Genomic DNA, 13,232 nt, shown 5'->3' with positions numbered 1-13,232 from the left:
GTCCACACCGGGGTCGGCTGTCCACAGATTGCCGCCGAGGCCTGGAATTGTCGGTCCCCGCCCGTAGCGTCGGACCCGAAAGCTCCGCTCCAACGAACGAGGTGGATTGAATGCCAGCAGCACCGGACAGGGACAAGGCGCTCGAGCTCGCCCTTGCCCAGATCGACAAGCAGTACGGCAAGGGCTCGGTCATGCGTCTCGGCGACGAGGGCCGGGCCCCGATCGCCGTGATCCCCACCGGCGCCATCGCGCTCGACATCGCGCTCGGGATCGGCGGGCTGCCCCGCGGCCGCGTGGTGGAGATCTACGGCCCGGAGTCCTCCGGTAAGACCACGGTCGCCCTGCACGCGGTGGCCAACGCACAGCGGTCGGGCGGGATCGCCGCGTTCATCGACGCGGAGCACGCGCTGGACCCGGAGTACGCCAAGAAGCTCGGCGTGGACACCGACGCGCTGCTGGTCTCCCAGCCGGACACCGGTGAGCAGGCGCTGGAGATCGCGGACATGCTGATCCGCTCCGGCGCGCTGGACATCCTGGTGATCGACTCGGTGGCCGCGCTCGTGCCGCGCGCCGAGATCGAGGGCGAGATGGGTGACTCGCACGTGGGTCTGCAGGCCCGGCTGATGAGCCAGGCGCTGCGCAAGATCACCGGTGCGCTGAGCAACTCCGGCACCACGGCGATCTTCATCAACCAGCTCCGCGAGAAGGTCGGCGTCATGTTCGGCTCCCCGGAGACCACCACCGGTGGTAAGGCGCTGAAGTTCTACGCCTCGGTCCGGCTGGACGTGCGCCGCATCGAGACGCTCAAGGACGGTGGCGAGCCGGTCGGCAACCGCACCCGGGTCAAGGTCGTGAAGAACAAGGTCGCGCCGCCGTTCAAGCAGGCCGAGTTCGACATCCTCTACGGCCAGGGCGTGTCCCGCGAAGGTTCGCTCATCGACATGGGCGTGGATCAGGGCATCCTGCGCAAATCCGGCGCCTGGTACACCTACGAGGGCGACCAGCTCGGGCAGGGCAAGGAGAACGCGCGGAAGTTCCTGCGCGACAACCCCGACATCGCCAACGAGATCGAGAAGCGGATCAAGGAGAAGCTCGGCCTCGGTCCCCAGCTCGACGCCGAAGAAACCGTGCCCGCCCCGGTCGATTTCTAGGAGGTTGACCGTTGCACGTTGACGGGCCGGAAGGTGACCCGTCTCCCGGCCGGGGTTCGCAGGCGGGCAAGTCGGCGAAGGACGTGTGCTTCGACTTGCTCGCGGCGCGGCCGCGGACCAAGGAGGAACTGCGGCAGGCGTTGCGCCGCAAGGGGTTTGACGAGGACACCCGGGAAACCATCCTGGGGAAACTCGACAACGCCGGGCTGATCGACGACGCCGCGTTCGCGGAGCTGTGGGTGCGTTCTCGCCATGCCCACCAGGGGCTGGCGAGAAACGCGCTCGTGGCCGAGCTGAAGCGCAAGGGGGTGGACGGTTCGGTCGCGGCGCAGGCGGCGGGCGAGGTCGACCGGGAGGCCGAGGAGGAGCGGGCGCGCGAGCTGGTGCGCAAGCGGCTCCGGAGCATGACCACGCTCGACGAGCAGACCGTGACCAGGCGCCTGCTCGGCATGCTCGCGCGCAAGGGTTACCCGCAGGGGCTGGCTTACTCGGTGATCCGCGACGAACTCCGCGACGCCGGCGCCGAGTCCACCCTCCTCGACGACGTCACCACCGACTGACCCGCCGCGCGAGCCCCGCGCTCCGGTAGCCCGAGTTCCCCGTTCCGGCAGACGAATCAACACTCGGGTAAGCGAGTTCAACGTTCGCGCACGCGAGTTGCACACTCGCGCACGCGAGCCTCGCGCTCCGGCAGGCGAATCCGTCCGGAACGCGGAACTCGCTGGACCGGAGTGGGGAACTCGCGCGACCGGAACGGGACCTCGGGACCGACGGGGCTGCGGCTCGCGGCGCCTCAGGCTCCCGGGCGCAGGGCGGCGGCTTCGCGGGCGAGGGTTTCGATGTGGGCGAAGTCTTTGCGCGCCAAGGCGTCCTTCGGCGTGAGCCAGGAGCCGCCGACACAGCCCACAGTGGACAGTGCCAGGTAGCGCGGTGCGCTTTCCACGGTGATGCCGCCGGTCGGGCAGAACCGCAACCCCGGTAGCGGTCCGGCGATCGAGCGCAGGTAGCCGACTCCGCCGCTGGGTTCGGCCGGGAAGAACTTGAGCGCGGTCAGCCCGCGTTCGCCCAGGCGCATCGCTTCGGAAACCGTGCTCGCCCCGGGCAGGAACGGCAGGCCGGTCGCGAACGCGCCGTCGAGCACCCGGTCCGTGCACCCCGGAGTCACCAGGAACGCCGCCCCCGCTTCGGCGGCTTCGGCGGCCTGTTCGGGCGAGGTGACCGTCCCGGCGCCCACCACGATGTCCGGCACCTTCGCGGCGACCCGCCGGATCGCCTCCACGGCGACGGGCGTCCGCAGGGTCAGCTCGATGACCCGGATCCCGCCGGCCAGCAGCGCCTCGGCCACCGGCACGGCGTCCTCGGCGTCGTCCAGCACCACGACCGGCATCACCGGCGACAGGTCGAGCAGGTCGGATCCCGTTGTCACGTCAGGCACCTCCACAATCGCCTCCGCGGGCAAGCCTACGTTCCTCACACCCAAGCCTCGGGCGAGGCGCCGAAGTGGCCCGGCGTCATCCCGCCGAACACGCTGGCCCCCTGATCGGCCGGGCCCACCGCGCGGCGCAGCGACGCGAAGAGTTCCCGGCCGGTCCCGACCCAGGACGCCTCGTCCGGCGGCGCGTCCGGCACGTCCCGTCCGGTCAGCTCGCGCTCGCTCACCAGCACGTCGAGTTCGCGGTTGTCGGCGTCGAGCTGGACGAGGTCGCCGTCCGCGATCCGGGCGATCGGGCCACCGGCGGCCGCTTCCGGGGTCAGCTGGATCGCCGCCGGGATCTTGCCCGAGGCGCCCGACATCCGGCCGTCGGTGATCAGCGCGACCCGGTGCCCGCGATCCATCAGCACACCCAGTGCGGGCGTCAACCCGTGCAGCTCGGGCATCCCGTTCGCCCGCGGGCCCTGGTTGCGGAGCACCACCACGACATCGCGATCCAGTTCACCGGCGCGGAACGCGGCGTCGAACGCCTCCTGCGTGGTGAAGACCCGGGCCGGGGCCCGCACCACGCGGTGCTCCCGGGCGACCGCCGACACCTTGATCACCGCGCGGCCGAGGTTCCCGCTGAGCATCCGCAGGCCGCCGTCCGGTGCGAACGGGTTGTCCGCGGGCCGCAGCACGGCTTCGTCCAGGGAGCGGGTGGGCACCTCGCGCCACACCAGGCGATCACCGTCGAGGATCGGCTCGCGGCGGTAGCGATCCAGCCCGTATCCGGCGACCGTGCGGACATCCGCGTGCAGCAGCCCCGCGTCCAGCAGCGTGCCGATCAGGAACTGCACCCCGCCCGCCGCGTGGAAGTGGTTGATGTCCGCGCTGCCGTTGGGGTAGACGTTCGCCAGCAAGGGCACGATCGCCGACAGGTCCGCGAAATCGTCCCAGGTGAGCCGGATCCCGGCGGCCGCGGCGACCGCCACCAGGTGCAGCGTGTGGTTCGTCGAGCCGCCGGTGGCCAGCAGCGCCACCACCCCGTTGACGATCGAGCATTCGTCGACCACCTCGGCGATCGGCGTGTACTCCGGCCCCCGGGAGAGCGCGACGACCCGGCGCGCGGCCTCCTCGGTCAGCGCCCGCCGCAGCGGCGTCCCGGGCGGCACGAAACTGGCGCCGGGCAGGTGCAGGCCCATCACCTCGACCACGAGCTGATTGGAGTTCGCGGTGCCGTAGAACGTGCACGTGCCCGCCGAATGGTAGGAAGCCGATTCGGCCTCCAGCAGGTCCTCGCGGGTCGCGCGCCCCTCGGCGAACAACTGCCGCACCCGCGCCTTCTCCTTGTTCGGCAAGCCGGAGCTCATCGGCCCGGCGGGCACCAGGATCGCGGGGAGGTGCCCGAACGCCAGCGCGCCGATCAGCAGCCCCGGAACGATCTTGTCGCACACCCCGAGCAGCAGCGCGCCGTCGAACATCTCGTGCGACAGCGCGACCCCGGTGGCCATCGCGATCACCTCGCGGCTGAACAGCGAGAGCTCCATCCCGGCGCGCCCCTGGGTGATGCCGTCGCACATGGCCGGGACGCCGCCCGCGAACTGCGCGACCCCGCCCGCCTCCCGGGCCGCGTCCTTGAGCCACGCCGGGTACTCGTGCAGCGGCTGGTGGGCGGAGAGCAGATCATTGTACGCCGAGACGATCGCGATACCGGGCTTGGTCAGGCCGCGGATCGCGAGCCGGTCGGCCCCGCCGCACGCCGCGAAACCGTGGGCCAGGTTGCTGCACGCCATCCCGGCGCGGACCGGGCCTTCGGCACGTGCGGCGGCCATGCGCTCGAGGTAGGCGTACCGGCTGTCGGCACTGCGCGCCGCGATGCGCGCGGTGACCTCGGCGACCACCGGGTGGACATGGTCAGGACGGGCGTTGCTCATCGGCGCCTCCGCCTCGGGAATTCAGCTGGTCGGCGGACGGCAGCGCTGGCGTCGCTCGCTGGTGACAGTGGCCACAGTACCGCTCCGGGGACGCCGAATCAAAATCGATTAAGAAGATCGTTTAAGGTGACCCCGATCACGGCATCTACGAGGTGTGTGCTACTTGTCACACTGCACATGGCAAGGCAGAGTCGGGCACAGAGGCGTTGAGACCGCCACCGCTCCACTCGACGCGCCGCCGGACTGACCCGCGGAGGTTTGGATGTCCACCACAGAAATCGCTGAACTTCGCCGTACCATCGGACAACTCAGGCAGTGCGTCGGCGCGCTGCGCTCGCGTTACGGCGACGCGTCGGCGGTGCGCAGGCTCGCGAACGACGTGGAGCGGCTGGACATCGACGCCGGGGACCTCGACGAAACCAAGGTGCCCGCGCAGGCGAAGCCGGTCGACCGGTCCAACGTCGTGGTGGTGCCCGATACCCCGTACGACCCTTCACTCTGGCAAGGCGCTGACGACGAGGGTGTCGGCGGCTACCAGCGTGACCAGCGGTGAGCGCGCCGGCTAGCAACGAGGCCAGCCGGGTGGGTACCGGGGTTCGCGCGCCGGCGCGGGCCCGGATACCCGAGCGCACCCTGCGCACCGATCGATGGTGGCTGCCGCCACTGCTCACGACGCTGGGCCTCGCGACGTTCGTCATCTACGCGACGATCCGGTCGTTCGTGCGGACCGCGTACTGGGTCGAGGACTACCACTACCTGACCCCGTTCTATTCACCGTGCCTCAGCGAATCCTGCGTTCCCGGTTCGAGCCATTTCGGCACCCCGTTCGGCGAACTGCCGGGCTTCATCCCGCTCGGTTTCGTGGTGCTGCCGTTCCTGCTCGGCTTCCGGTTGACCTGCTACTACTACCGCAAGGCGTACTACCGCTCGGTGTGGTTCTCCCCGCCGGCCTGCGCGGTCGCCGAACCGCACGCGAAGTACACCGGCGAGACCCGGCTGCCGCTCATCATCCAGAACGTGCACCGGTATTTCTTCTACGTCGCCCTGGTCGTCTCGATCATCAACACCTACGACGCGATCATCGCGTTCCACGGAAAGGGCGGCGGATTCGGTTTCGGCCTCGGCAACATCATTCTGCTCGGCAACGTGATCCTGCTGTGGGCGTACACGCTTTCCTGCCATTCCTGCCGCCACATCACCGGGGGCAGGCTCAAGCACTTCTCGAAACATCCGGTGCGGTACTGGATGTGGACCCAGATCACCAAACTGAACAACCGGCACATGTCGCTGGCCTGGACGACGCTCGGCACCCTGGTCCTCACCGACCTGTACGTGATGCTCGTAGCCAGTGGCGCCATCGCGGATCTGCGGTTCATCAATTGACAGCGTCGTCAACAAAAGGCTCCGAGGTGACATTTTCATGACCGAGGTCGAGCGGCTCAACTATGACGTGGTGGTGATCGGCGCGGGTGGCGCCGGTCTCCGCGCGGTCATCGAGGCCCGGGAACGCGGCCTGTCGGTCGCGGTGGTGTGCAAATCGCTGTTCGGCAAGGCGCACACCGTCATGGCCGAGGGCGGCTGCGCGGCGTCCATGGGCAACGCGAACGCCAACGACAACTGGCAGGTGCACTTCCGCGACACCATGCGGGGCGGGAAGTTCCTGAACAACTGGCGGATGGCCGAGCTGCACGCCAAGGAGGCGCCGGACCGGGTCTGGGAGCTGGAGACCTACGGCGCCCTGTTCGACCGGACCGCCGACGGCCGGATCAGCCAGCGCAACTTCGGCGGGCACACCTACCCGCGGCTCGCGCACGTCGGGGACCGCACCGGCCTCGAGCTGATCCGCACGATGCAGCAGAAGATCGTTTCGCTGCAGCAGGAGGACTTCAAGGAGCACGGTGACTACGAGGCGAAGCTCAAGGTCTTCGCCGAGTGCACGATCACCGAGCTGATCAAGGAAGACGGCCGCATCGCCGGGGCCTTCGGCTACTGGCGGGAGAGCGGGCGGTTCATCCTGTTCGAGACCCCGGCCGTGGTGCTGGCCACCGGCGGGATCGGGAAGTCGTTCAAGGTCACCTCGAACTCGTGGGAGTACACCGGTGACGGGCACGCGCTGGCGCTGCGGGCGGGCGCGAACCTGATCAACATGGAGTTCGTGCAGTTCCACCCGACCGGGATGGTCTGGCCGCCGAGCGTGAAGGGCATCCTGGTCACCGAGGGCGTGCGCGGCGACGGCGGCGTGCTGAAGAACTCCGACGGCGAGCGGTTCATGTTCGAATACGTGCCGGACGTGTTCAAGGGGCAGTACGCGGACAGCCCGGAGGAGGCGGACCGCTGGTACGCCGACGCCGACAACAACCGGCGCACCCCCGACCTGCTGCCCCGCGACGAGGTCGCCCGGGCGATCAACTCGGAGGTCAAGGCCGGGCGCGGATCCCCGCACGGTGGCGTGTTCCTGGACATCGCGAGCCGCCTGTCCGCCGAGGAGATCAAGCGGCGCCTGCCGTCGATGTACCACCAGTTCAAGGAACTCGCCGACGTCGACATCACCGCCGAGCCGATGGAGGTCGGCCCGACCTGCCACTACGTGATGGGCGGGATCGAGGTCGATCCGGACAGCGCGTCCTCGAGCGTGCCGGGCCTGTTCGCCGCCGGTGAGTGTTCCGGTGGCATGCACGGTTCGAACCGCCTCGGCGGGAACTCACTGTCGGACCTGCTGGTCTTCGGTCGCCGCGCGGGACTCGGCGCCGCCGACTACGTGGAAGCGCTGGAAAAGCGGCCCGCCGTAGCGCAGTCCGCTGTGGACAGTGCCGCGAAGGCCGCGCTGGCGCCCTTCGAACGGGACGCCGCGGAGAACCCGTACTCGGTGCACCACGAACTGCAGCAGACGATGAACGACCTGGTCGGCATCATCCGCAAGTCCGAGGAGATGGAACAGGCGCTGGAACGCCTCGGCGACCTGAAGGAACGCGCCGCGGTCGTCGGCGTGGAAGGCCACCGGCAGTTCAACCCCGGCTGGCATCTGGCGCTGGACCTGCGGAACATGTTGCTGGTCAGCGAATGCGTCGCGCGGGCGGCGTTGCAGCGCACGGAAAGCCGGGGCGGCCACACCCGGGACGACTTCCCGAAGATGGACGCCAAATGGCGCAACACCCTCCTCGTCTGCGCGGCGGACGGCGACGGGGTTTCGGTGACGCCCAAGGAACAGACCCCGCTCCGGCAGGACCTGCTCGAACTGTTCGAGGTGACCGAGCTGGAGAAGTACTACACCGAAGGCGAACTGACCGCGCACCCGGAGAGGAAGGCCTGACCATGAGCTACAAAGGGCACTTCCGCGTCTGGCGTGGCGACAACGAGGGCGGTGCACTCGCCGACTTCGACGTCGAGGTGAACGAGGGTGAGGTCGTCCTCGACATCATCCACCGCCTCCAGGCCACCCAGGCGCCGGATCTCGCCGTGCGGTGGAACTGCAAGGCGGGCAAATGCGGTTCCTGCTCCGCGGAGGTGAACGGGCGCCCGCGCCTGCTCTGCATGACCCGCATGTCGCTGTTCGAGGAAACCGAGACGATCACCGTGACGCCCATGCGCACGTTCCCGGTGGTCCGCGATCTCGTCACCGACGTGTCGTTCAACTACACCAAGGCGCGCGAGATCCCGTCGTTCACGCCCCCGGAGGACCTGAAACCGGGCGAGTACCGGATGCAGCAGGTCGATGTGCAGCGCTCGCAGGAGTTCCGCAAGTGCATCGAATGCTTCCTGTGCCAGAACACCTGCCACGTCGTCCGGGACCACGAGGAGAACAAGGAATCCTTCGCCGGGCCGCGGTACCTGATGCGGATCGCCGAACTCGAGATGCACCCGCTCGACGTGGCGGACCGCCGCAAGCAGGCGCAGGAGGAGCACGGGCTCGGCTACTGCAACATCACCAAGTGCTGCAGCGAGGTGTGCCCGGAGAACATCCACATCACCGACAACGCGCTCATCCCGATGAAGGAACGCGTGGTGGACAAGAGCTACGACCCGATCGTCTGGCTGGGCAACAAACTCTTCCGCCGAGGCTGAGCTCCCGTAGCCGAAATCCCCCAATGTGGCTTTCGGGGCACTCAACGCCCCGAAAGCCACATTGGGTACTTTGCACGTCCCTGAGGGCGCATTGATGCTCGCCTTCTCCCGGAACGGGGAACTCGGGCCACCGAAACGGGGAACACACGCGACCGGAACGGGGAACTCGCGGCAGGCTGAGGCCCGCTGCCGCGAGTCCCCCGTTTCGGACGTGCGAGTTCCCCGTTTCGGTACACCGAGTTCCCCATTTCGGTAGGCGAGCCCGACATCCGGGCACACCCCACGAGCACGGCACCACGCCACACAGTGAGAAAACCGCATGGGGGGCGCCACATCGCACTTTCTCAGTGACCAGAGAGCCGCAGAGGGAAACGCTAGGTGGCTAGGGCGCGGGCTTGGGCGTCGACGGTGGCGGGGGAGAGCATCTCGTCGGCGACCAGGCCCGCGAGACCGGCGAGGGTGGTGTTCTCGCCGAGCGCGCAGGCTTCGATGCTCAGCCCGTCCAGCGCGCTGGTGTGCGCGTGGGCCCGTACCACCTCGGCCAGGCCCTCGAGGAACGGCGGCAGCACGCCGATCGCCCCGCCCACCCGGACGTAGCGCGGGTTCACGATCGTCACCACGGTCGCCAGGACCGTGCCGACCAGGCGACCGGCGTCGGCGGTGGTCGCCACCGCTTCGGCGTCCCCGTCCCGCACCCGGCGCAGCACGTCGGCGGCGGAACGCACCCCGGACGACCGGAGCCGCCGGATCACCGCGCGCCCGCTGGCGAGCGCGGAGACGCAGCCGCGCCGCCCGCAGTCGCAGCGTTCCTCGTTGCCCTCGATCCGGATGTGCCCGATCTCGCCGGCGCATCCGGTCTCCCCGCGGTGCGTCCGCCCGGAGATGACCACCCCGGCGCCGATTCCGGTGCCCACCTTGACCCCCACCAGCGCCGCGGCGGGGCGGCCCATCGCGCAGTACGAGCCGAAGGCCAGCGCGTTCGCGTCGTTCTCCAGGACGACCGGCACGTTCAGCGCGTCGCCGAACGGTTCCCGCAGCGGCACGCCGGTCCAGCCGGGCATGGTCGGCGGGGCGATCGTGGTGCCGCGCTCGTGGTCGAGCTGACCCGGGATGCTCAGGCCGACGGCGCACAGGGAATCGGCGCGGCCCGATTCCGCGAGCAGCCGCCGTCCCAGTTCGAGCAGCGGCGGCAGGGTTTCCGCGGGGTGGTGCCGCGCCGGAAGGGGCTGTTCGGCCTGGCCGAGGATGGTGCCGCGCAGGTCGACCACGGCGAGCGTGGCATGCGTCTGCCCGATGTCGGCGACCAGCGCGGTCCGGCCGAGGTCATTCGCCGCGAGCACCTCCGCGGGCCGCCCGCCGCTGGACGCGCGGTGCCCGCTCGGCCGGAGCAGATCGAGGCGTTGCAGCAGGTCGAGCCGCTCGACCATGGTCACCCTGGACAGGCCGACCCGGTCCTGGAGCTCCTGCCGCGTCATCGGCCCCTCGGCCCGGAGCACCGCGAGGATGTGACCCGGCGAGGTCGCCGCCGTTGCGGCAATGTTGCGGGAATGTTCCAGGGGCATGTTGACAGCATCTCCCGATCCGACTTATGTTCAACGCCCTGACAGAAGTCTAGGTCACCAGGAGTGCGAGATGCGCGCGGTCCGACTGCCCGGCAGCGGCCCGTCTCGCCGTTCCGTGTTGCGCGGCGCGCTCGGCTTCGCGGGCGTCGCCGCGCTCGGCGCCGGGTGCACCGGATTCGCGACCACCGGCACCAGCGGGATGGTCTTCCTGTCCACGCAGTTCCGCCCGGTCGCCGAGGCGGAACGGTTCCGCGCGACGCTGCGCGAGACGGTCCCCGACGAGGTCAGTTACGTCACGGTCGAGGAGGGGCCGTTCGTCAGCCAGGTGCGCAGCCAGATCGACGCCGGTTCCACCCAGGTGGGCCTGCTCGGCGGGGTCCACGGTGACCTGGCCCCGCTCGCGAACGGGTACCTGACCGATCTCACCGACCTGCTCGCCGGGCTCGGCCCGCGCGGCTGGTCGGCCCAGCACCTCGAACTCGCCCGGCTCGGCACCGACCGCATTTGGTACGTCCCGTGGGCGCAGGCGAGTTTCGTCCTCGCGGCGCACGCGGACGCCCTGCCGCACCTGCCGCCGGGCGCGGACGTGCGGAACCTGACCTACGACCAGTTCCTGGACTGGGCGATCGCCGCCCGGCGCGCCAACGGGAACCGGCCGGTGCTCGGGCTGCCCGCCGGGCCCAAGGGATTGCTGCACCGGTTCGTCCAGGGCTACCTGCTGCCCTCGTTCACCGGCGGCCAGATCACCACGTTCCGTTCTCCCGAGGCGGTCACCGCCTGGCAGTACCTGCGCGAACTGTGGGCCAACTGCAATCCGGCCAGCACGACCTACGACTTCATGCAGGAACCCCTTGCCGCACGGGAGGTGACGATCGCCTGGGACCACGTCGTGCGCCTGGTCTCCGCGCCGGAGGCCGAACCGGACCGGTGGCGGATGGTCCCGGCGCCCCGCGGCCCGCGCGGACTGGGGTACATGGCCGTGGTGAGCGGGCTCGCGATCCCCCGGGGCAGCACGAACGTCGAACTCGCCCGCAAGGTGATCAGCGCGCTGTCGAAACCGGAGGCACAGGTGGAAGTGTTGCGGTCCAACGGTTTCTTCCCCACGGTCACCAACGACGCCCCGGCCGATCTGCCGCCCGCGATCCGGCTCGAGGCGGACGCGGTCCGCCGCCAGCGCGAGGCCCCGGACGGGATCCTGTCGCTGCCGCCGGTCGGGCTGGGGACCCGGGAGGGCGAGGTCAGCAAGGTGTTCAAGGACAGCTTCCGCGAGATCGTGCTCAACGGCGCCGACATCCGATCCACTTTGGACACACAGGCCCGGGTGCTGCAGGGCGTGCTCAGCGAGCTGAAAGTACCCTGTTGGGCCCCGGATCCGCGCAACGCGTTGTGCGAGGTGGGCTGATGCCCCCTGCCGGACCGACGCGCGCGAGCCGCCTGGCTGGTTCGCCCTGGCTGCTGCTGGCGCCCTCGCTCGTGCTCATGCTGCTGCTCTTCGGCTGGCCCCTGGTCCAGGGCGTGCTGGCCGCGTTCCGCGACGAGGCCGGGTTCACCCTGGCCCACTGGCAGCGGCTGTTCGACGATCCGTACTTCTTCCGCGCGCTGCGCAACACCCTGCTGCTGATCGTCATCGTCGTACCGGTGCAGCTCGTCCTCGCGGTCGGTATGGCGCTGCTGATGCAGGCGCGCCCCCGGTTCCTCAGCGGACACTTCTACCTGTGGACGGTCCCGCTCGCGGTGTCCGAACTCGCGGCGGGCCTGGTCTGGTTGTCCATCTTCGCCGAACGCGGCTACCTCAACTCGCTGCTGGTTTCCCTGGGGCTGAGCGAGAACGGCGTGCAGTGGCTGGGTTACCAGAACACCGGCTCGATGCTGTTCACCGTGGTGGTCGCCGAGATCTGGCGCGCGACCTCGCTGGTGTTCGTGATCGTGGTCGCCGGGGTGCAGCTCATCCCGCGCGACTACGACGAGGCCGCGCAGGTCTTCGGCGCGAGCATCTGGCAGCGGTTGCGGCATGTCACGCTGCCGCTGCTCAAACCGAGCCTGCAGGTCGCGCTGATCCTGCGGACCATCCTGGCGCTGCAGGCGTTCGCGGTCGCGCAGGCGCTGACCGGGCGGGATTTCCCGTTGCTGGTCGGCGAAACCTATCAGTGGTACGTGAACCTGCAGAATCCCGCGGTGGCCAGCGCGGTCGCCCTGGTCGTGCTCGCCCTGTCGCTCGGCACGGCCGTGCTGTACCTGCGCGCGATGCGGGGAGGCGGCCGATGACCCCGCTGCCCCCGGTCGATCCGGCCCCGCTGCGCCGCCGCCGGTGGCGCGCGGCCGGGGTGCAGCTCGCCTGTGTCGCGGTGACCCTGTTCATGGCCGTGCCGATGGTACTCATCGCGCTCGCCGCGTTCTCGTCGGCGCCCGCGCTGACGGTGTTCCCGAAACCCCTGGTGCCCGCGGAGTTCACCCTGGACACGTTGGGCGAGTTCTTCGCCGGGACCGGCACCATCCCGGCGCTGGGCAACTCGCTGCTCGCCGGGAGCTACACCGTGGTGTTCTCGCTGCTCGTCGGCGCGCCCGCGGGATACGCCCTGGCCCGGCACACGTTCCGTGGCAAGGACGTCTACCAGGTGTTCATCCTGCTGGTGCGCGCGCTGCCGATCGTCGTGCTGTCGGTACCGCTGGCCACCATGTTCCTGCGGTTCGGCGTGTACGACACCGTGTTCTCGGTGACCCTGCTGCACACCGCGCTCGCCCTGCCGACCACGGTCCTGATCACCGCGAGCATCTTCGTCTCGGTGCCGACCGACGTCGAGGAGGCGGCGCGGGTGTTCGGCTGCGGCCGGTTCGAGGCGGTGCGCCGGGTGGTGCTCCCGCTCGCGCTGCCCGGGCTGGCGGCGTCGTCGATCTTCACGTTCGTGTTGTCCTGGAACGAGGTGCTCGGCGCCGCGGTGATCACCCTCGGGCACCGCACGCTTCCCGCGCAGGTGCTCGCCGCGCTCGCGGAGGCGCCGCAGGCGTACCGGTTCGCGGGCGGGTTCGCGCTGATCCTGCCCGCGCTGGTGTTCATCCTCGTGATGCGGAGATACCTGGTGAACATGTGGGGCACGACGTTGCGATGAAA

Annotated in this window: 12 protein-coding genes; 9 read left to right on the top strand and 3 right to left on the bottom strand. The window is 69.7% G+C overall.

Features of this window, described 5'->3' with window-relative positions:
- Window positions 1-110: 110 nt before the first annotated feature.
- Window positions 111-1,151, top strand: coding sequence for a recombinase RecA (gene recA, locus FXO23_RS29590; RefSeq protein ID WP_158888765.1), 1,041 nt, complete (start codon window positions 111-113; stop codon window positions 1,149-1,151).
- A gap of 11 nt (window positions 1,152-1,162) precedes the next feature.
- Window positions 1,163-1,711 (top strand): regulatory protein RecX, encoded by a 549-nt coding sequence (locus tag FXO23_RS29585; protein WP_158888764.1) that lies wholly within the window; start codon window positions 1,163-1,165, stop codon window positions 1,709-1,711.
- A 233-nt stretch (window positions 1,712-1,944) separates the two neighbouring features.
- Here FXO23_RS29585 and eda read toward each other — a convergent pair whose 3' ends face one another.
- Together eda and edd are read right to left on the bottom strand one after the other, a co-directional pair.
- Entirely contained in the window at window positions 1,945-2,577 is a 633-nt protein-coding gene (eda, locus tag FXO23_RS29580; RefSeq protein ID WP_158888763.1) for a bifunctional 4-hydroxy-2-oxoglutarate aldolase/2-dehydro-3-deoxy-phosphogluconate aldolase, read from the bottom strand.
- Between the two features lie 44 nt (window positions 2,578-2,621).
- Entirely contained in the window at window positions 2,622-4,499 is a 1,878-nt protein-coding gene (gene edd, locus FXO23_RS29575; RefSeq protein ID WP_158888762.1) for a phosphogluconate dehydratase, read from the bottom strand.
- Window positions 4,500-4,761: 262 nt separating this feature from the next.
- Here edd and FXO23_RS29570 point away from each other — a divergent pair, with 262 nt between their 5' ends.
- Genes FXO23_RS29570 through FXO23_RS29555 form a run of 4 tightly spaced genes read left to right on the top strand, consistent with a single transcriptional unit; the run spans window position 4,762 to window position 8,561 of the window.
- Window positions 4,762-5,052, top strand: coding sequence for a hypothetical protein (locus tag FXO23_RS29570; protein WP_158888761.1), 291 nt, complete (start codon window positions 4,762-4,764; stop codon window positions 5,050-5,052).
- Window positions 5,049-5,882 (top strand): hypothetical protein, encoded by an 834-nt coding sequence (locus tag FXO23_RS29565; RefSeq protein ID WP_158888760.1) that lies wholly within the window; start codon window positions 5,049-5,051, stop codon window positions 5,880-5,882. The genes FXO23_RS29570 and FXO23_RS29565 overlap by 4 nt, the downstream gene beginning before the upstream one ends.
- A 37-nt stretch (window positions 5,883-5,919) precedes the next feature.
- A complete protein-coding gene (locus tag FXO23_RS29560) occupies window positions 5,920-7,809 on the top strand; it encodes a fumarate reductase/succinate dehydrogenase flavoprotein subunit (RefSeq protein ID WP_158888759.1) in 1,890 nt (629 codons plus the stop codon).
- Window positions 7,810-7,811: 2 nt separating this feature from the next.
- Complete coding sequence (locus FXO23_RS29555; protein ID WP_158888758.1) at window positions 7,812-8,561, top strand: succinate dehydrogenase/fumarate reductase iron-sulfur subunit; 750 nt, start codon at window positions 7,812-7,814, stop codon at window positions 8,559-8,561.
- 374 nt (window positions 8,562-8,935) lie between these two features.
- Here the strand turns inward: FXO23_RS29555 and FXO23_RS29550 are convergent, their stop codons facing one another.
- Window positions 8,936-10,123 (bottom strand): ROK family protein, encoded by a 1,188-nt coding sequence (locus tag FXO23_RS29550; RefSeq protein ID WP_158888757.1) that lies wholly within the window; start codon window positions 10,121-10,123, stop codon window positions 8,936-8,938.
- A gap of 70 nt (window positions 10,124-10,193) precedes the next feature.
- On the opposite strand from FXO23_RS29550, the gene FXO23_RS29545 reads away from it, so the two are divergent.
- Genes FXO23_RS29545 through FXO23_RS29535 form a run of 3 tightly spaced genes read left to right on the top strand, consistent with a single transcriptional unit; the run spans window position 10,194 to window position 13,230 of the window.
- Window positions 10,194-11,525: an ABC transporter substrate-binding protein gene (locus tag FXO23_RS29545; RefSeq protein WP_158888756.1), complete on the top strand. Its 1,332-nt coding sequence runs from the start codon at window positions 10,194-10,196 to the stop codon at window positions 11,523-11,525.
- Window positions 11,525-12,388, top strand: a complete 864-nt coding sequence (locus FXO23_RS29540; RefSeq protein WP_158888755.1) for a carbohydrate ABC transporter permease — start codon at window positions 11,525-11,527, stop codon at window positions 12,386-12,388. The genes FXO23_RS29545 and FXO23_RS29540 overlap by 1 nt, the downstream gene beginning before the upstream one ends.
- A complete protein-coding gene (locus FXO23_RS29535; protein WP_158888754.1) occupies window positions 12,385-13,230 on the top strand; it encodes a carbohydrate ABC transporter permease in 846 nt (281 codons plus the stop codon). Before FXO23_RS29540 ends, FXO23_RS29535 begins: the two co-directional genes overlap by 4 nt.
- Window positions 13,231-13,232: the final 2 nt, after the last annotated feature.

Source organism: Amycolatopsis anabasis (genome assembly GCF_009765355.1).
Classification (GTDB): domain Bacteria; phylum Actinomycetota; class Actinomycetes; order Mycobacteriales; family Pseudonocardiaceae; genus Amycolatopsis; species Amycolatopsis anabasis.
The sequence above is the reverse complement of the archived record's forward strand: the minus strand, read 5'-3'. Positions and strand labels throughout refer to the sequence as shown.

What these genes read in the sequence shown, in the direction of transcription:
- recA (WP_158888765.1), top strand. Translation starts at nt 111, where the DNA reads ATGCCAGCAGCACCGGACAGGGACAAGGCGCTCGAGCTCGCCCTTGCC.
- edd (WP_158888762.1), bottom strand. Translation starts at nt 4,499, where the DNA reads ATGAGCAACGCCCGTCCTGACCATGTCCACCCGGTGGTCGCCGAGGTC.
- FXO23_RS29570 (WP_158888761.1), top strand. Translation starts at nt 4,762, where the DNA reads ATGTCCACCACAGAAATCGCTGAACTTCGCCGTACCATCGGACAACTC.
- FXO23_RS29560 (WP_158888759.1), top strand. Translation starts at nt 5,920, where the DNA reads ATGACCGAGGTCGAGCGGCTCAACTATGACGTGGTGGTGATCGGCGCG.
- FXO23_RS29555 (WP_158888758.1), top strand. Translation starts at nt 7,812, where the DNA reads ATGAGCTACAAAGGGCACTTCCGCGTCTGGCGTGGCGACAACGAGGGC.
- FXO23_RS29550 (WP_158888757.1), bottom strand. Translation starts at nt 10,123, where the DNA reads ATGCCCCTGGAACATTCCCGCAACATTGCCGCAACGGCGGCGACCTCG.
- FXO23_RS29545 (WP_158888756.1), top strand. Translation starts at nt 10,194, where the DNA reads ATGCGCGCGGTCCGACTGCCCGGCAGCGGCCCGTCTCGCCGTTCCGTG.
- FXO23_RS29540 (WP_158888755.1), top strand. Translation starts at nt 11,525, where the DNA reads ATGCCCCCTGCCGGACCGACGCGCGCGAGCCGCCTGGCTGGTTCGCCC.
- FXO23_RS29535 (WP_158888754.1), top strand. Translation starts at nt 12,385, where the DNA reads ATGACCCCGCTGCCCCCGGTCGATCCGGCCCCGCTGCGCCGCCGCCGG.